Here is a 17,229-nt window from a genome sequence, read left to right on the forward strand (position 1 = left end):
CCTGGAGTTCGTCCGGGAAGGTCACGCCGGCGGCGAGGTCGTGCTGCTCCCGCAGGTCAGAGCTCGCGCTTCATCCCGACGTGCGACGCGACGAAACCCAGCCGTTCGTAGAACCGGCGGGCGTCGACGCGGCGCGCGTCGCTGGTCAGCTGGACGTGCCCGCACCCGCGTCGGCGGGCCTCCTCGATCGCCCAGCCGATGAACTGCGACCCGAGACCACCGCCCCGCCGTGCGGAGTCGATGCGCACCGCCTCGAGTTGCGCGCGGTCCGACCCGCGCCGGGACAACCCCGGCAGGACGTTGAACTGCAGCGTCCCGACGAGCGTGCCGTCGGCGTCGGTCAGGACGAACAGTTCCGAGGACGGGTCGGCCTCGATCCGCGCGAACGCGGCCAGGTAGACCGCCTCGTCCTCCGCGTCGCGCACCGAGTCGCGGTCCGCGGCGATCTGGTCGTCGTGCAGCATCGCCACGATCCCCAGGACGTCGCCCGCCCGCGCGTGGCGCAGCTCGACCGGGCCCGTCGGGGTCTCGAAGGTCGCGAGGCTCACGCCTGCGCCGTCCGGCGGGAGCGGCGCAGTCCGAGCACGCCCGCGACAACACCGACGAGGACGCCGAACGTCGCGCCCCAGCCCGTGCTCGCGCTCACGACGCCGGAGTGGAGGACTCCCGCGAAGAACGCGAGCAGCAGCACGAGGTACGGGACCACGCGCCACCGCGCGAGCCGGGTCCCGCTGCCGGCGTGCACCCCCAACCGTGCGGCGTAGAGGAGGACCACCCAGCTGATCGCGCCGAGCAGCAGCATCAGGGTGAGGGCGTAGGGGAAACCCTGCGCCCCACCGACCCACACCATGACGGTGGCGGCGGCCATCCCCGCCCACAACGTCAACTGCATCCCGACGGCCGAGGCCTCGTTCCACACGTCCCGTTGCCGTTCCTCGCGGTAGAACGGGTTCCCCAGGTCCCCGACACCGGCGGCCAGCCGGACGAACACGCTGTCGCGCGGATCCCTCTCGTCGTGCTCGTGGTTCACGCCGTGCTCGTGGTTCACGTCGTCGCCTCCTCCGCGTCGAAGAGTTCCTCGACGCTCCGTCCCAGGTGCCGTGCGATGTCGAGGGCCAGGTAGACCGACGGGGCGTAGTTCCCCGCCTCGATCGCGACCACCGTCTGCCGCGTCACGTCGGCCGCCGTCGCGAGTTCCGCCTGCGTCAGTCCGCGAGCCGTCCTCGCCGCCCGGACGCGGTTCCCGCGGCCCTGTGCCGATGTCCTGCCCATGACCACGAGTGTCAAGTAGACCTGACACGATGTCAAGGGAACCGGACACGAACCTCAGAGCGAGTCGGCGAGGATCCGCACCGCGGCGTCGATGTGCTGCTCGGGGATCGCGGCGAAGCAGAGCCGGAGGTACGCGGCGTCCTCCTCGGCCACGACGAAGTGCCGTCCCGGCCCGACGGCGAGGCCCCGGGTCAGGGCGCGGCGGGCGAGTTCGACGTCGTCGGTGCCGCGCGGCAGGCGCACCCAGGTGGAGAACCCGCCGCGCGGGCGGACGAAGCTCCAGTCGGGCAGTTCGCGGGACAGGGCGGTCGAGAGCCTCGTGGCCCGCGCGCCGAGGGCGGCCGACAGCGAGCGCAGGTGCGCGTTCCAGCCCGCCCCGGTCACGAGTTCCACCGCGGCCTCCTGCAGCGGCCGGGACACGATGAGGTGGTCCACCACGGCCAGGCCGGTGATGCGTTGCGCCACCGGGCCTCGCGCGACGATGCACCCCACCCGCAGGCTGGGTCCGGCGGCCTTGCTGAGCGAGTTCACCGTGATGACCCGGCCGTCGGTGTCGTCGCGCAGCAGGGACGGCGGCGGTGTCGGTCCATGGCTCAGCCACCGGGCGAAGTCGTCCTCGACGATGAACGCCCCGGCGCGGGCGGCGATCTCCAGGACGGGGCGGCGGCGTTCCGCGGCCAAGACGTGGCCGTCCGGGTTGGCGTAGGTGGGCTGCAGGTACAGCACCCGGGAGCCGGTCTGCTCGAAGGCGCGTTCCAGCAGTTCGGGGCGGACGCCGTCGGTGTCCGTGGGGACGGGGATCGGGACGAGACCGGCGCTGCGCAGCAACGCGATCGCCCCCGGGTAGCTCGGGACGGCGACGAGGACGGGACTGCCGGCCGGCACGATCGAGCGCAGCACCGTCGAGAGCGCGCCCTGCCCGCCGGGGCTGACGAGGACGTCGTCGCGGTCGGCGCCGAGCTGCTGGGCGAACCAGGTCCGCAGTTCCGGCATGCCCTGCAGCGGTGGGGTCGTCCACGCCTCCGGCCGCCGAGCCGCGCGGGCCATGGCCGCCGACAACCTGGACGACGGTTGCAGCGACAGGTCGAGGTAGCCGCGGGACATGTCCAGGACGTCCTGGGAGGGGATCGCCAGCGAGGCGAGCACCCCCTCGGTCCGGACGGGGGAGGCGCCGAGGGCCACTCGCTGCCAGTCCGTGTCGACGGTCTGGGTCCGGCTCGCGCGCGCGACGAAGGTGCCCGCGCCCGGCCGGGTGGCGACGGTCCCGTCCGCGACGAGCACGTCGATCGCCCGCTGGACGGTGACCGGCCCGACGCCGAGGTCGCTCACCAGCCGGCGACTGCTGGGCAGTTTCGTGCCGGCGGGCAGGGTCGCCGCGAGGTCACGCAGGCTGGCGGTGACGCGCTGCACACTGCTACCGTGGTCCATGAGAAGAGAGAATAGCGCTTTCGTCAGCCAGTCCGGTAGCGGTTCACAGGGCGAGTGGTGATCCCGATGGGCGTCCTGATCGTCCTCTGCGTGCTCCTCGCACTCGCTCTGACCGCTCCGTTCCTCGGCGCGGACACCCGCTTCGACGGATCCGGTACGCAGCCCGACCGTCCCCGTCGGGGAAAGCGCTACCAACGTCTCTGGGATTCCGCTATCGCCGAGGAGGTCCACCGGGACCAGTTCGAGCGGACGAGCTGAGGAACCTCCCAGGTCCGCCACGTAGCCTGAGCGGGTGTCAGATCCCCGTCGCGGCCTCAACGGCCGGCTCGCCGGACTCGGCCTGGTGGCCCTGCTCGTCGTGGTCGTCTGCAGCGGCCTCGGGGTCTGGCAGTGGCACCGCGGGAACGTGGTCGTCACCGAACCCCCTGCGGCCCAGCCGGTCGTCCCGATCTCGGCGGTCGTCGACGCCGGGGCCTCGGGTGCCGCGGCCGTGCTCTCCGGTGACGAGGTCGGCCGCCGCGTCGAGGTCCGCGGCACCTTCGACCCGGCCCTGGACCTGCTGGTCCCCGGGCGTGAGCTCGGGGGGACCGTCGGGTCCTGGGTCCTCGGTGTCGTCGTGCTGGCGGACGGGTCCGGAGTCCCCGTCGTGCGGGGCTGGGTCCCGCAGGGGCAGGCCGCGCCGCCCCTGCCGACCGGCGTCGTCGACCTGACCGGGACGCTGCAACCCCCCGAGAGTTCCGACCTCGCGCCCTCGACCGCCGTCCTGCCCGAGGGGCAGACGTGGATCGTCAGCGCCGCGGACCTGATCAACCGCGTCGACTACGGGGTCGCCAACGCCTACGTCACCGACGCCGCGCCGCCCCCCGGGTTGAGCGCCGTCCCGCCCGCCGATCCCGGGCAGGCCTCGCACCGCCTGGACTGGCGCAACCTCGCCTACGCCGCGCAGTGGTGGGTGTTCGGGTTGTTCGCGATCGTGATCTGGGTGCGGGTCGTGCGCGACGAGCATGCCGCCGCAGGAGAGGATGACGGCGACGCGAGCTCGGACGAGCACGTCGACGGTCACGGAGGACGAGACATGAGTGGTGCCCGGTGAGTGCTGAGCAAGGTGCGCGAGGTGCGCGAGGTCTGCGTTCGGTCCCGAAGGTCCGGTCCGCGCTGACGCGCTACCGCGTCATGGCCTGGCTGACCGGCATCGGCCTGGTCGTCCTGGTGCTGGTCGGCATGCCGCAGAAGTACTTCGGTGCCTTCGGCGGTGGGGACCGCGTGGTCGAGGTCGTCGGGGTCGCCCACGGCTGGCTCTACGTCGTCCTGCTCATCACGACCTTCGACCTCGGCAACCGGCTCCGGTGGTCCTGGCAGCGGATGGTCCTGACCGCCCTGGCCGGGACGATCCCGTTCCTGTCCTTCTACGCCGAGCGCAAGAACGCCCGGTTCGCGCGGACCCACCTCGACGCCCGCCAGGCGCCGCGCGCCACCGCGTGAGGGCGCTGCAACGCGTCGCGGTCCACGCCGCGGTCGTCGAGGAGGGCGGCGCGGACGACCGGCTGCTGACCCTCGACGGTTCGCTGCCCTGGACGGTCCTCGCCCACGGTGAGACGCCGACCGCGGCGTTGCGCCGCGTCCTGGGGGAGCACGCCCAGGTCGGGCGGCTCCTGGCCGTCCACGACGGTCGCCGCACCCAGGGCGACGTCGACCTGCACACCGTGCACCTCGTCCTGGCCGTCTCGGTCGCCGAACCCCCGGCGGGGGAGTGGCGGCCGGTCGGGGCGGAGTGGCCGCTCGTCGCCGACGCCCTCGTCGCGCTCGAGGAGGCGGAACTGCGGCGCACGGCACCCGCGGAGGACCCCGACGTCCCCGTCGTCCGGCAACGCCTCGCCTGCTACGCCGTCGTCGTCGCGGACGGTTCCCTGCTGCTGACCCGGCTCAGCACCACGACCCCGAGCCCGGGGCGCTGGACGTTGCCCGGAGGTGGCGTCGACCACGGCGAACACCCCGTCGCCGCCGTCGTCCGCGAGGTGCACGAGGAGACCGGCATGGACGTCGTCGTGACCGGTCTGGCCGAGATCGGTGCCGAGCACTTCACCGGGCGCTCGCCGCGGGGGGTCCTGGAGGACTTCCACGCCGTGCGCATCCTGGTGACGGCCACGCCGGTCGAGGTGAAGGTTCCGGAGGTCCTCGACGTCGGCGGCAGCACCGATCTCGCGCAGTGGATCCCGTTGTCCGAGGCGGAAGGCGTCGGCCTCGTTGGAGTTGCGCAACGTGGGCTCGCGATCGCTCTCAGTGAGAACTCGCCGGGGACGTCGCCCGCCGAAACCTGATGTTCACGTGTGGAGTGACCCAGGGGTTCCCTGGACGTCACCGTGACTGGCAGACTCCGGCGCCAGTCACCCACCTCGTGGAAGCGAGCTCATGCGCACAGGTCGTCCCCTCGTCCGGTTCCTCAGTTCGGGAGCCGTGCTCACGGTCCTGGCGACCCCGCTGCTCGCGGCCCCCGCCGAGGCGGCCACCCCCGGGCAGATCCCGACGCTGCTGCCCGCCCCCGCACCCGGCCAGACGCAGATCCAGATCGGCGCGTTCAACGACTTCCACGGTCGCCTCGAGGCCCCCGACGAGACCGACGACGGGCAACCCGTCGGTGGAGCGGCCCAGCTGGCCGGTGCGCTGGACGTCATGCGCGCGCAGAACCCCAACACCATCGTCGTCTCCGCCGGCGACAACGTCGGAGCCTCGACGTTCACCTCCTTCATCCAGGAGGACGCCCCGACGATCGCCGCGCTGAACCAGATGGGCGTCGCCGTCTCCGCGGTCGGCAACCACGAGTTCGACCAGGGCTACGCCGACCTCACCGACCGCATCGGGGTGACGGGCCGTCAGGGTGCGAACGGCGCCGACCCGCTGGCGGCGTTCCCCTACCTCGGCGCGAACGTCGTGAAGGCCGACGGGACCCCGGCCCTGCCCGCCTACGCCACCACCGAGGTCGGTGGGATCCGCGTCGGGTTCATCGGGGTCGTGACCCAGCAGACGTCGAGCCTCGTCGCCCCGGCCGGCATCGCCGGGTTGCGCTTCACCGACCCCGTCGCCGCCGCGAACCGGGTCGCCGCGCAGTTGTCGGACGGGAACACCGCCAACGACGAGGCGCAGGTCATCGTCCTGCTCGCCCACGAGGGTTCGTCCGGGACCGACTGCGCCACGGTCGGTTCCGAGGGCGCGTTCGGGCAGATCGTGCAGAACTCCTCCCCGCAGATCGACGCCATCGTCTCCGGGCACACGCACATGCTCTACGACTGCGAGTTCCCGGTCGCGGGCAAGGCCGTCGCCCGTCCGGTCGTCTCCGCCGAGAGCTACTCCGTCGCCGTCGACAACCTCGTGCTGAACGTCGACGACGCCACCGGTGACGTCGTCGCCCAGGCCCACCAGGTCGTCCCGGTGGAGGGTTTCGCCCCCGACCCGGCCGTCCAGAAGATCGTCGACGACGCGGTGGCCTTCGCGGACCAGGTCGGCACGACGCCCGTCGGTTCGGTCACGGCCGACATCACCCGCGCGTTCTCCGGCGCCGACGACGACCGCGGGACGCAGTCCCCGCTCGGGAACCTCATCGCCGACGCGCAGTTGCAGCAGACCGAGGGCGCCGGTGCCCAGATCGCGTTCGAGAACCCCGGCGGCATCCGCGACGACCTCGAGTACGCGGCCTCGGGCAGCGAGGGCGACGGTGTCGTCACCTACGCCGAAGCCGCTGCGGTGCAGCCGTTCGCGAACTCCGTCGTGACCCTGACCCTCACGGGTGCGCAGGTCCGCGAGGTGCTCGAGCAGCAGTGGCAGCCCGCGGGTTCCTCACGGCCGTTCCTGGCCCTCGGGGTGCCGAAGGGGTTCTTCTTCACCTACGACGACGCGGCTCCGGCCGGGCAGCACGTGAAGTCGGTGACCCTCGACGGCGCGGAGCTCGACGCCGCCGCGCAGTACCGGGTGACCGTCAACAGCTTCCTGGCCTCCGGCGGCGACAACTTCACGACGTTGGCGGAGGGGACCGACAGGGTCGAACTCGGGAAGACCGACCTCGAGGCGTTCACGGCCTACCTGGGGCTGCCCGAGAACGCGCGGCTCGCTCCGGACCAGGAACCCCGTTCCGCCGTCGCGACCGAGATCCCGCCCCCGGTCGTGGAGTCCCCGGCGCCGACGGCGACGCCCACGATCCCCGCCGTGGCCGTCCCGACCCCGTCGGCCACGACCTCGAAGCCGGCCGCCGCGGCCGTCGCCGAGGAGGACCTGGCGACCACCGGCGCGGACATCGCGCCCTGGATCACCGTCGGTGCGGCGCTCGTCCTGGCCGGAGGTCTGCTGATCACCGCGGCGGCGCGCCGCCGCCACGCCTGAACTTCCCCCCACAACGGAGAACGCGCCCACCGGGAGACCCGGTGGGCGCGTTCTCGTTCGTGGGGTCCTACTTCCCCAGGGTGCTCGCCAGGGTCCTGGCGAACGTCGCGCCGGGACGCCCGAGACCCGTCACGGGGTCCCAGCCCTTCGCGAGTCCGAGGGTGGAGTCCCGGCCCCAGGTGCGGACGGTGTACGACGTCCCGCCGCTGGGGTCCAGGCCGTTGGCGTAGTTCGCGCGGACCACGCCCTTGACCGTGGAGGTCTGGACGTCGGTGTAGGCGCCGCGGGCGATCGAGTACAACGCGGGGTTCGCGAGTCCGGCCCGCTTGCCCTTGCGCTGCACGGCTTCTGCGATGGCCCCCGCCGCCAGGGGCGAGGCCAGGCTCGTCCCCCCGATGCGGTACTCGCCGTAGCGGACCCCGTCCGGGAAGGTCTGGGTCTGGCCGACGAGCATCCCCGTCTGCGGGTCCGCGACGCTGGCGATGTCCGGCACGGCGCGCCCGGTGGGGGCCGTGTTCGCCACGGTGCCCGCCTGCCAGGCGGGCCGCGGGAAGAGGGTGGAGTACCCGCCGCCGGCGCCGTAGAGGAACCCGCCGTCGACCCAGTCGGTGCCCTTGTCGTTCAGGGCGTAGACGCCGGTTCCCCAGCCGGTCTCGGCGACGACGTTGCGCACGCCGTTGCCGAGGCCCGTCGAGGTCCCGCCGACGGAGGTGACGTAGGGGTCGCTGGTCGGGTAGTCGACCTGCTTGGTGCCGGTCGAGGCGATCTCGTCGCCGTTGTCACCGGAGCTGAAGAGGAACGTCTGTCCCTGCAACGCGCCCTGCAGGAAGATCTGCTCGTAGGCGAAGACGTCGTCCGCGCCGGTGTCGGTCTCCAGACCGCCCCAGGAGTTCGTGACGACGTCGGCGCGGTTCTCGTCCACGACGGCCGCGAGGGCGTCGATGAGCCCACCGGCGCAGTTCGAGGCCGCGTAGTAGCGGATGCGGGCCGCGGGGCGCATGGCGTGCACGGCCTGCACGTCGAGGGTCTGCTCACCCGTCCACCCCGAGGCGTCGCACGCCTCCTGGTCGGTGAACTTCCCGGCGCTCCAGGTGGAGTACTGGTTGCGGGCGAGGGTGGGCCAGCCGTAGGCGCTGGAGTAGGTGTTCGTGTCCGCCACGATCGTCGAGGAGTTGTACGCGTCGACGACTCCGACGGTGACACCGCCACCGGAGGTTCCGGTGTCCCCGCCGATCCCGTTGAACAACTGCGGGGCGGTGTACCCGCAGAGGGCGTAGGACGGCGTCTGCCCGTGGAAGGCGGGCAGGGGGGTCTGGTAGTCCGCCTGGTACTTCGCCAGGAGGCCGCCGTAGAACTGGCTGCACGGTCGACCGACGACCGAGGCGGCCGGCGGCGCGACGACCGGCTGGGCGACCCCGGCGGCGGACGCGGCGGCCGCGGTGCGGTTCGCCGTGGTGTCCGCGGCCGTGGTGCCCGCGGTCTCGGTGATCCGCTGCGACGTCATGCGTTGCACGCTGGTGTCGAGGCCGCTGATGGTCATCACGTCGGCCGCCACGTCGGTCGGCAGCGACGCGGCGGTGGTGGGAGCCACGACGTCCGCGCCGTCGTGGGTGAAGGAGGCCAGCGTGACGCCGAAGGCCCGCTGGAGCTGTTGCCGGGTTCCGGTGGCGGCCACGTAGCGCCGGCTCGCCTCGACGGAGTCGACGTGCAGACCGGCGGAGGCCAGGTAGTTCGAGACCGTCGTGGCGGCGGCCTCGGTCGGACCGAAGGAGGCGGCGTACTGCGCTCCGTCGAGGTAGTGCCCGTAGGTGGGGGAGCCGGGCGTGGAGACGCCGGCGACCGCGGACTGCAGGGCGCTCAGGCCCCCGCGCGGCGCGAGGTAGACGCGGACGGACTGCGGGGTGTCGGCCGGGGCCGAGCGGAGGGCGAGGCGTGCGGTGCTGCTCGGGAGCCACCGCGGCAGCGTGCCCGCGATCGTCGTCGTCCGGGCCGGGGCGGCGTGGGCCGCACCGCCGGTCGCGACGAGGGCAGTGGCGCCGACAGCGGCGGTGAGGAGCCTGAATGAGAGTCGTGCGGAAGAATGCTGGGAATTGCTTGAACGCGGCATTCGTGGTCCTTTCCACGGGGTGGTGCCGCGAACATAGACCTCCGCAAAACCCCCGTGAAAGCACCCCCCCAACTCGGTGTCACGAGTCGTCACAGGAAGGGTTGGTGGTCGCCCCGAGCGTCGCCTCACGGCGAGTGGCCGCTCGTAGCGGCAGGGTTGAGGCCCGGGGACACGTACCGGGGCGACCAGCCATCACAACCATCGGCTGCCCCCGCCCATTCCTGGAGGGGTGGACCCGTCACAGCCTTCCTCCGTGCCCGACCCGTCCGGCCCCCGAGGTCTTCCGCGGTGGTGACGACTCCGGCGCCGGGAACGACACCCACGGGCTGCCGGCTCAGGAGCTCAGGCTCGCTGCGGCCTCGTGGAGGTCGGCGAAGGCGGTGCGCAGGTGCCGGCTCAGCGACTGCGACGGGTCGCCCACCCAGCGGGCGGTGGCCTGCTGGTAGGCGGCCCAGCCCATCGCCGCGAGGAGGATCGCGAGGTGGGACGGCACGCCGCGCTGGTGCAGACCCGAGGCCAGGGTCTGCGTGAGGGCGGCGCCCTTGGCCAGGTCGCGTTCCTGCAGCGCGGGGTTGGCGGCGATGATGCGCAGCCGGGACACCGCGGCGTCGGCTTCCCCGTCCAGGGTCCGCGCCGCCTGCTCGAAGGCGTGCAGCAGCACCTCAGCGGGTCGCGCCTGCACCGGGGCGTTCGCGACGTCCTCGGTCAGGGACCGGTGCGCCTGCGCCTCACCGCCGAAGAGCACCTCGCGCTTGTCGGCGAAGTGGCGGAAGAACGTCCGGTGGTTCACGCCGGCCCGGGCGGCGATCTGGGCGGTCGTCGTCCCGTCGTACCCCTGCAGCGCGTACAGCTCCAGGGCTGCCGCGCGCAGCTTGTCGCGGGCTTCCACTCCGCTCCGGGGCACGTTCGCAGGGTAGGTCGCGCACAGACCGTTGCGCCACTTGCTGGCGCATCGTAGTGTCATCATGTGGCGCTACGACGGAGCTCACGCGCGCTGCGTGAGCCGCCGCGCCCTCGAGGAGTTCTCATGACCACCACCTCCCGTGCGGGAGCACCCCCTGCGGATCCGTCCGTCGGCCCGATCGTCGACGTGCACGCGCACTTCACCCCGCCGACCACCCAGGCCGCGCGGGAGGCGGCGTGGCGGGCCATGCGCACCGACCACTTCATGGCCCCGGCGCCGCACGTGTGGAGCCCGGCGATCGCCCTGGAAGCTATGCAGGCCAACGGCATCGCGATGCAGCTGCTCAGCACCGTCCCGGTCGGGCACCAGGCCCTGGTCGAGGCCAACACCTACGGCGCCGACGTCGTGGCGGCCCATCCCCACCGCTTCGGGCTCCTGGCGGCGCTGCCCACCGACGTTCCCACCGCGGCTCTGGACGAGGTCCGGCGCGCGCACGAGGTGCTGAACGCGGACGGGTTCGCGGTGAGCACCACCTACGACGGGGTCAGCCTGGGTGACTCGCGCCTGGATCCGGTGTGGGAGAGGCTCGACGCCCTCGGCGCCACCGTCTTCGTGCACCCCGACACGACGATCGCCTCCCGCCTCGGGCTGGGCACCCCACTGCTGGAGGTGACCTTCGAGACCGCCCGCGTCGTCACGCAGATGCTCTACGCCCGCGTCTTCTCCCGCTTCCCCGGCATCACCTTCGTCCTGGCTCACTGCGGCGGGGCGCTGCCCGGCCTCTCGGGCCGTCTCGCCCTCCTCGGGACCGCGCCCTGGGTGGCCAACCCCGGCGGGGTCACCACGCACGAACTGCGGTCGCAGATGGGGCGGCTCTTCCTGGACACCGCGGCGTCGGGCACCGACGCCAACCTGGCCGCCGCGCTCCAGATGGTTCCCGTCGAGCACATCGTCTACGGCGGTGATTCCGGTGTGCCGTGCACCGACGACGACTCCATCGCGGCCAACCTCGCCTCCCTGCGGGGCACGGCCGTCCTGCACCGCGACGACCTGCCGGGAATCCTCACCCGCGCCCTGACGCTGTTCCCGCGCCTGCGCGAGCGGATCGGTGCAGCCACGGGTGGATGACGGAGGGCGCCGGACCCAGCACCGGGTGGTCGACCTGAGCGCTGATCGTCGTGCTCAGGGTGAAGCCGCGGCGGGAGAGGCAGCGAGCCCGTCAGACGGAGACGACCTCGACGAGTCGTCCGCCCCTCTGAGGTCCATCGTGCGCCCGCGCGATCGCCGTCCTGCGGCGACGGCTTCGTCCAGGGGGAGGGCGTCGAACCGGCGTTGCCGGAGGGCGAGTCGGCGCAGGCGTTCGGCGCGGACTGCCGCGTCGGTCGTCACGAGGACCAGAGGTCCCCGTCCCGCGCGACACTGGATGACCGCGGGCTGCGCACCGCGGGGACGACCGAGCGGTCGAGAGTGCCAGGTCCACCCCGGACTACGTCTCGGGCAGCTGGTACCGGGCTCGGCGCTGCTGGCCCCACGCGAAGGCCGTCTCGCAGACCCAGTCCTCCAAGCGGTTGCCCAGGTGAGCGGCGATCTGGGCAGCACTGGTGGGGACCTCGACGTCCCAGGGGTCCGGCACCCACCACGGCGACAGCAGCAGCTCCTCGTGCCGCTGGTCGGGGACGTCGAGGCGCACCCACACGTCCCCCTCACGACCGTCCACGCCCCAGTGCACGCTCAGGTGCTCGATCTCCTCGGCCGTCAGGACGCTGGTCACCACCGGTTCGACGACCCGCCGGCGCAGCCGGGCCAGCCGTTCGTCGTCGGCGTCGCTGACCGGCCCTGGTCGCGGTGCCCGCTCACCGGGGAGCGCGGTGGTGTTGACCTGGGTCCGCGCGGACGGGTGAGCACGGGGGCGGTAGCGGCGGTGTCCTTCCACGGGTTCAGGGTGCCTGACGGCGGAAACCGACGAGGGCGCGTCGGACCCGTGGTCCCGCGGTGCAGGTGCCCGCGGACGGCGGGACGACCGTGAAGTGGGCGATCGCGGCGAAGGACGTCCGAGGAGGGGGCTCGCGGCCATGATGGTGCGGTGAGCTCACCAAGCAGAACCATCCTGCCGCTGCGCCTGCGCGACCTGGTCGCCGACGCCGGCGGCGGCAACCCGTACCTGCAGATCATGCGGTTCGCGGCGGTGGCCGGTCTGGTGGCCGCCCTCCTGTTGCTGGTCTCGGGGATGACGACGGGCAGCACGCCCCTGCTGGTCCTGGCGGTGGTGGCGTTCCTGTGGACGGCGATGGTGCAGGTGGGGTGGTGGGTCGTCGCCGCGTTGGTGTGGGAGCGGACTCAGGACTGACCCTCCCCGATCGAGTCATGGCCGATGAGTGCGTCCTGACGCTGGCGCAGCACCGCCACGACCGCACCAGGGACTGGAGCAGGGGCAGGGTTGGGCGAGTTGAGCACCTGCGCGGGTGGTGGCCGCTGGTGCACGATCGCGGCACGGTCGAGGTTCCCGAACGGGTGCGGGCGCGGGTGCGGCACGAGCCGGACCGTTCCTGCACGGTCCTGGTGAGCGGGCCGCAGGGAGAGGTGGTGGTGGGCACCACCACACGCACGGAGCAGGTGTTGACCGTGGCTCGGGAGGGCGCCGCCCGCGTGTTCGGGGTGTCGGAGCTGGGCCTGGACCGTCTGCACCTGTCGATGCCGCAGCCGCCCTACGGGCGCGACGGGCAGACGGTGCGCATCACCTCGGTGTCGAACCCGGACGATCCCAGCGAGCGGGAACTGCTCGGCGCGGTGGGGCAGGCGCACTGGTTCTCTCACGAGGGTGCCTGGTTCGTCATCGTGCCCGGTTCTGGTGCCGGCATCCACCCCGGCGAGGAACTCGACTTCGAGCCGGTGGTCAGTGCTGAGGAGGCCGGCGAGTTGGAGGCCTACCTCCACCTGGCTCGCCGGCGGGACCTCCCTACCGGAGACGGTGGCGCCCCAGGGGTAGGGCCTTCCCGCTGCCAGGCTGGGCAAGACCCGCCCCAGGGCCTGTCCTGCGGATCATGACGGGTGCTTGCAACGTCCGCTCATGGCCGCGGCCAGCCCCAGGGAGCCCACTCAAGACCAAGCGGTCGTGCAGGCTGAGCGAGCTCAGACAGGCTGCTGCTCGACCACGCAGTCGACGTCATCAGTCCGGTTGGCGTCGTCGCCCTCCACGATGCGTACTTGCACCGGTACGCCAGCTCGCGGTTGCAGGGACGCCGAGCAGTTCCACACCGGCGCTGGATCGAAATCCGAGGAGTCGGGATCATCAGGACAGTCACGGCCGAACATGCCGCACCCCACCTGGGAGGCACGCAGCTCGTAGCTGCCCGGCGGGAGCGCCTCGTCCAAGAGCACCAGGCCTGCGGGATCCACGGTGACCGCTTCGGTCGCCGATCCGGTGATCAGCTTCTGGGTGCCGGCGGTAGTGACCCGCACCATGAAGGAGCTCGGAGAATCGGTGAGCCCGCGTTCCCACATGAGCCGAACCGTCACCGGCACGCCACCCTCTTCACCACCAGGCGCAGGGACCGTGGACTCTGAGGTGCAGCCTGCTGCCAAGGCTGCGGCCAGTACTACGGTCCCGATCGGACCTCGTCGACGCCACGGCATGCCTCAGGCACTGCTCCCTCGATGGGGCGTCAGTCAGAACGTTGACCCATCCGCACATCCCGCGTGGCTGCGCGCTACGACGGATCGAGGCCTGTCAGGTAGCACAAGTGCTACTCTCAGTTCATGACAGTCGTCGGTCTTCGCGAACTGCGCCAGCAAGCCTCCGACCTCGTCCGTCGCGTCGAAGCAGGCGAGGAGGTCACCATCACCGTGGCCGGCCGAGCCAGCGCCCGACTCGTACCCGCCAGCAACAGGTCCTGGCGCACCTGGACCGATGTCGAGGAACTGTTCTCCGGCCCCGCCGACCCGACCTGGGAGCAGGACCGCGACCTCATCGACTCCGAGGTCCGCGACCCCTGGGAACCGCGGTGAGGGCGGTCATGGACACCAGCGTCGTCATCGCCGGGGACATCGGCCCACTCCCAGGGGAACTGGCGATCAGCTCTGCGACCTTGGCCGAACTGCACTTCGGAGTCCTGGTCACGACCGACCCGGCAGTCCGCGCCGAACGCCTTCGCCGGCTGTCCCTCCTGCAGCGACGGTTCGACGCCCTCCCCCTGGACGAGGCCGTCGCCGCCAGCTACGGGCAACTGGCTGCCGCAGTCGCCGCCGCAGGACGGCAACCGCGCGGTCGCACGATGGACCTGCTCATCGCCGCCACCGCCCACGCGCACGACGCTCGCCTCTACACCCGCAACGCAGCGGACCTCAAAGGGGCAGACGAACTCGTCGAGGTCATCGCCGTCTGACGGGCTCGTCACTGCGGCTGCGATGTCACGCACATCCCGCGTTGTGCGTGCTCTCGGCCAGCGACAACCTGACATGGCGAGAAGCGGGCGGTGACTCCACTGTCATGCCTCTGCCAGGGTGGTCGGATGCGACTGCTGTCCGTCCTGCAGAGGCACCCTCTGAGACGGGTCGCGCGCTTTGGGGTCACCTGACCATGCAGCAGACCCGTTCCCAGGATGGATCGTGAGATCCATGCCCCACGCTTTGAGCATTGCCCACACCGGCATCACTGTTCGCGACCTCGACGCTTCACTGGCGTTCTGGACTCAGGTGTTGGGCGCTCAGCTCGAGCGTCGTTTCGAGCTCAGCGGCGACTTCGCCGCCGATGTCACCGGCGTACCTGACGCACACATCTCCGCCGCCGTCGCAACTCTGGGCGAGAACCACCTGGAACTTCTGCAGTACCTCCGACCTGCCGAGCGCGATCATCTGCGCCCACGCCCCTGCGACCTGGGGTCCTGGCACATGGCTCTGACTGTGGAGAACACCGACGACATCACCGACGTGGTTGCGAGCTGCGCACAGCACGGTTGGCGTTTGGCCGGGACCGTGCGAACCATGACCGATGGCCCGCGGGCCGGCGCCCGCTTCGCCTACCTGCACGACACCGACGGCGCGACGCTGGAGCTCATCCAAGAGGCCAGACGATGAGGTCTCGCCGGTAGTGGTGTGAGGGGGCTCGGGGTGTGCGGGCTACTGCGCCGACGCGAGGTGGCGGCCTGCGGCTACCGCCCAGTCGCAGGCCGGTCCAGTCCTCCTCGCGTGCCGCCATCCATCATGCCGAGGACCTGCATCACGCACCTCGGACTTCACGGTCATCCCGCGTTCCGCGGGCTCCAGCGGCGTCGACGTCTCTCAGACGATGACGTCGTCCGCCAACACCGTCAGAATGGCCTCGCGTTCGCCATCCAGGCCCATCAGGTCCGCGGCAGGCTCGAACCGGTACTCCTCCAGCCAGAACAAGTCAGCCAAGCCCACCAGCGCGTTCACCGGTCCTGACTCCTGCCCAGCCCGCAGCAGGCACTCGCTCAACCTCGCGGCGCTGATCTCACCCAGGCGCCAACGCGCCAACTCCACCGGCAGCACCCGCAGCCACGCCGCATCCTCATCCAGCAGGTCGCCGGCGCCCAGGCCTTCCCGGACGTTCTGAGCCAGCTCGTGAGCGGCTCGAATCCACGAGCACTCAATGCCCCACGCATCACCTCGGGGATGCCCGGCCAACTCCCGCAGCGCCGGGGTGTCCAGCCCGGCCGCCAACCACCGCGCAGCCAGGTCAGGCAGGTCACTGGTCAAGACCGTGCCCACCAAGCGTCCCGCCGCCACCTGAGCTGGACTCATCAGCACCCCCCGCTCATCGCGCACCACCCGCCGCTGGTCTGGGCTGAGCACCTCAGCCAGGCGAGGACCCGAAGCAGTGCTGGACTGCGGGTGGGGACCGTGGTTCGGGCGCACGTCCCCTCGGCGCTCAGAGGCCCGCAGTCGGCGAGCCTCTCGCCACGACCTCCAGCCTCGCCACACACCACGATCGTGACACCCGCTCACCACGCAGACGGACGATGTCAGTCCTCTGGAGCAGACCACCAGATCGCACGGTCATCCCGCGATCCGGCACAACCGTCAACGTCACTGCAGCGTCAGCCACTGACCTCAACAGGGATCTCCACGCCGCCGGCGCTCACCACCGCTGGCAGGCGCCCGTCCGTGGCCACTGTCACCGGTGCCGGGCTCTCCCCACCACCCAGCGACGCTGCCTCCGGGCCGGTGCCGATCACCAATCGCGGGCCCACGCAGCTGGCTGCTGCTGGAGTCACCGGCAGCACGCCCAGCGCGGCGCAGACGAAGGCCAGTACCCCGGTGGCTGCGAAGAGTTGGCGTGCTCGCACGCCTCGTGGGACGCACCCGGCAGTCGCGCCGTTCCCCAGCCAGGAAAGGGCTCGCTCGAACATGCGGTCATCCCGCAATGCGTGCGCTGTCGCTGGTGGCCGACGACCTCTCCCGCCGATCTGCGTGAACTTCAGTGCACTGTCGAGGTGAGCCGCGCTGTGATCCCCTGACGCGATTCAGCTGACCCTGTGGTCCCCACCGCCACCTCCCAGCCCGCTCCGCAACGCGCCGAACACCTCATCCAGACGCGCACGGTGGTCCCCACCCACCGCCTCCACCGACTCACCCGCCAGCCGGCGACGGGCGTTGCCCACCAGCACGGTGGAGTAGCCGGCGACGAAGAGGGCGGCGAACAGCGTCGCGTTCCCCGCGAACCCCTCATCACGCTCCAACTCCTCGACGAGGGTGTCCTGCAGGTCCGCGGAGATCTCACGGGCCCGGGCGATCAACGCGGGCGAGGACGCCACCGTCCCGAAGAAGGGCGCGGACCGCTCGTCCAAGCCGGCGAGGACGTGGCGGCCCGCGAGCAGTCCGAGGCTCACCTCGTGCAGGGAGGTCAGCACGTCGGTCCCCGAAGCCCGTTCGCGCACCGCGGTGCGCAGGAGCTCGACCGCGTCGTCGGCACGGTCGAGGTAGAGGTCCTCCTTGCGCGGGAAGTGCTTGAACACCGTGACGCTGGAGACCCCCGCCTCCCGGGCGACCTCAGCGACCGTGACCGCGTCGAAACCGCGTTCGGCGAAGAGCCGGGCAGCGACCTCGGCGATCCTGGCGCGGGTCTGCGGCCCGCCGCGCTCACCTGTTCGGGGCATCACGGCCTCACTCTCTTGTGTGACTCTGCTTA

Annotated in this window: 21 protein-coding genes; 11 read left to right on the forward strand and 10 right to left on the reverse strand. The window is 71.7% G+C overall.

The window, feature by feature from the left end:
* Positions 1-56: 56 nt before the first annotated feature.
* The 4 genes from AC0I8G_RS02545 to AC0I8G_RS02560 form a co-directional block, all read right to left on the reverse strand.
* Complete coding sequence (locus AC0I8G_RS02545; RefSeq protein WP_471728703.1) at positions 57-464, reverse strand: GNAT family N-acetyltransferase; 408 nt, start codon at positions 462-464, stop codon at positions 57-59.
* Between the two features lie 80 nt (positions 465-544).
* On the reverse strand, positions 545-1,048 hold the full coding sequence (locus AC0I8G_RS02550; RefSeq protein WP_471728524.1) for a hypothetical protein: 504 nt from the start codon (positions 1,046-1,048) through the stop codon (positions 545-547).
* Positions 1,045-1,272 (reverse strand): helix-turn-helix transcriptional regulator, encoded by a 228-nt coding sequence (locus tag AC0I8G_RS02555; RefSeq protein ID WP_380259883.1) that lies wholly within the window; start codon positions 1,270-1,272, stop codon positions 1,045-1,047. The genes AC0I8G_RS02550 and AC0I8G_RS02555 overlap by 4 nt, the downstream gene beginning before the upstream one ends.
* Positions 1,273-1,326: 54 nt before the next feature.
* On the reverse strand, positions 1,327-2,682 hold the full coding sequence (locus tag AC0I8G_RS02560; RefSeq protein WP_471728525.1) for an aminotransferase-like domain-containing protein: 1,356 nt from the start codon (positions 2,680-2,682) through the stop codon (positions 1,327-1,329).
* A gap of 108 nt (positions 2,683-2,790) precedes the next feature.
* Between AC0I8G_RS02560 and AC0I8G_RS02565 the strand changes: the two genes are divergently transcribed.
* The 5 genes from AC0I8G_RS02565 (at position 2,791) to AC0I8G_RS02585 (ending at position 7,071) form a co-directional block, all read left to right on the forward strand.
* Positions 2,791-2,958: a hypothetical protein gene (locus tag AC0I8G_RS02565; protein WP_471728526.1), complete on the forward strand. Its 168-nt coding sequence runs from the start codon at positions 2,791-2,793 to the stop codon at positions 2,956-2,958.
* Positions 2,959-2,992: 34 nt separating this feature from the next.
* Positions 2,993-3,793 carry an SURF1 family protein gene (locus AC0I8G_RS02570; RefSeq protein ID WP_471728527.1) on the forward strand — a complete coding sequence of 267 codons (801 nt, stop codon included), beginning with the start codon at positions 2,993-2,995 and terminating at the stop codon, positions 3,791-3,793.
* Positions 3,790-4,182 carry a DUF3817 domain-containing protein gene (locus tag AC0I8G_RS02575; protein ID WP_471728528.1) on the forward strand — a complete coding sequence of 131 codons (393 nt, stop codon included), beginning with the start codon at positions 3,790-3,792 and terminating at the stop codon, positions 4,180-4,182. Before AC0I8G_RS02570 ends, AC0I8G_RS02575 begins: the two co-directional genes overlap by 4 nt.
* On the forward strand, positions 4,179-5,018 hold the full coding sequence (locus tag AC0I8G_RS02580; protein ID WP_471728529.1) for an NUDIX hydrolase: 840 nt from the start codon (positions 4,179-4,181) through the stop codon (positions 5,016-5,018). Before AC0I8G_RS02575 ends, AC0I8G_RS02580 begins: the two co-directional genes overlap by 4 nt.
* A gap of 91 nt (positions 5,019-5,109) precedes the next feature.
* Positions 5,110-7,071: a bifunctional metallophosphatase/5'-nucleotidase gene (locus tag AC0I8G_RS02585; protein WP_471728530.1), complete on the forward strand. Its 1,962-nt coding sequence runs from the start codon at positions 5,110-5,112 to the stop codon at positions 7,069-7,071.
* Between the two features lie 67 nt (positions 7,072-7,138).
* On the opposite strand, the gene AC0I8G_RS02590 is transcribed toward AC0I8G_RS02585, so the two are convergent.
* On the reverse strand, positions 7,139-9,178 hold the full coding sequence (locus AC0I8G_RS02590) for a S53 family peptidase (RefSeq protein WP_471728531.1): 2,040 nt from the start codon (positions 9,176-9,178) through the stop codon (positions 7,139-7,141).
* 334 nt (positions 9,179-9,512) lie between these two features.
* Entirely contained in the window at positions 9,513-10,082 is a 570-nt protein-coding gene (locus AC0I8G_RS02595; protein ID WP_471728532.1) for a TetR/AcrR family transcriptional regulator, read from the reverse strand.
* Positions 10,083-10,205: 123 nt separating this feature from the next.
* Here AC0I8G_RS02595 and AC0I8G_RS02600 point away from each other — a divergent pair, with 123 nt between their 5' ends.
* On the forward strand, positions 10,206-11,210 hold the full coding sequence (locus AC0I8G_RS02600) for an amidohydrolase family protein (RefSeq protein WP_471728533.1): 1,005 nt from the start codon (positions 10,206-10,208) through the stop codon (positions 11,208-11,210).
* A 358-nt stretch (positions 11,211-11,568) separates the two neighbouring features.
* Here AC0I8G_RS02600 and AC0I8G_RS02605 read toward each other — a convergent pair whose 3' ends face one another.
* The gene (locus AC0I8G_RS02605; protein WP_471728534.1) at positions 11,569-12,015 is read right to left on the reverse strand and encodes a hypothetical protein; all 447 of its coding nucleotides are present in this window, start codon (positions 12,013-12,015) and stop codon (positions 11,569-11,571) included.
* Positions 12,016-12,165: 150 nt separating this feature from the next.
* On the opposite strand from AC0I8G_RS02605, the gene AC0I8G_RS02610 reads away from it, so the two are divergent.
* On the forward strand, positions 12,166-12,429 hold the full coding sequence (locus AC0I8G_RS02610) for a hypothetical protein (RefSeq protein WP_380158346.1): 264 nt from the start codon (positions 12,166-12,168) through the stop codon (positions 12,427-12,429).
* A gap of 17 nt (positions 12,430-12,446) precedes the next feature.
* Positions 12,447-13,127, forward strand: coding sequence for a hypothetical protein (locus AC0I8G_RS02615; RefSeq protein WP_471728535.1), 681 nt, complete (start codon positions 12,447-12,449; stop codon positions 13,125-13,127).
* Positions 13,128-13,211: 84 nt separating this feature from the next.
* Here the strand turns inward: AC0I8G_RS02615 and AC0I8G_RS02620 are convergent, their stop codons facing one another.
* Positions 13,212-13,604, reverse strand: a complete 393-nt coding sequence (locus AC0I8G_RS02620; protein WP_471728536.1) for a hypothetical protein — start codon at positions 13,602-13,604, stop codon at positions 13,212-13,214.
* Between the two features lie 234 nt (positions 13,605-13,838).
* Here AC0I8G_RS02620 and AC0I8G_RS02625 point away from each other — a divergent pair, with 234 nt between their 5' ends.
* From AC0I8G_RS02625 to AC0I8G_RS02635, 3 genes are all read left to right on the forward strand, one after another.
* Positions 13,839-14,087 carry a type II toxin-antitoxin system Phd/YefM family antitoxin gene (locus AC0I8G_RS02625; protein ID WP_328293773.1) on the forward strand — a complete coding sequence of 83 codons (249 nt, stop codon included), beginning with the start codon at positions 13,839-13,841 and terminating at the stop codon, positions 14,085-14,087.
* A gap of 8 nt (positions 14,088-14,095) precedes the next feature.
* Complete coding sequence (locus AC0I8G_RS02630) at positions 14,096-14,464, forward strand: PIN domain-containing protein (RefSeq protein ID WP_380159735.1); 369 nt, start codon at positions 14,096-14,098, stop codon at positions 14,462-14,464.
* Between the two features lie 232 nt (positions 14,465-14,696).
* Entirely contained in the window at positions 14,697-15,155 is a 459-nt protein-coding gene (locus AC0I8G_RS02635; RefSeq protein ID WP_471728704.1) for a VOC family protein, read from the forward strand.
* A gap of 204 nt (positions 15,156-15,359) precedes the next feature.
* Here AC0I8G_RS02635 and AC0I8G_RS02640 read toward each other — a convergent pair whose 3' ends face one another.
* Positions 15,360-15,869 (reverse strand): hypothetical protein, encoded by a 510-nt coding sequence (locus AC0I8G_RS02640; protein WP_471728537.1) that lies wholly within the window; start codon positions 15,867-15,869, stop codon positions 15,360-15,362.
* A 695-nt stretch (positions 15,870-16,564) separates the two neighbouring features.
* The gene (locus tag AC0I8G_RS02645) at positions 16,565-17,197 is read right to left on the reverse strand and encodes a TetR/AcrR family transcriptional regulator (RefSeq protein ID WP_471728705.1); all 633 of its coding nucleotides are present in this window, start codon (positions 17,195-17,197) and stop codon (positions 16,565-16,567) included.
* Between the last annotated feature and the right edge of the window lie 32 nt (positions 17,198-17,229).

The sequence above is a fragment of the Kineococcus sp. AC630 genome, from assembly GCF_979255925.1.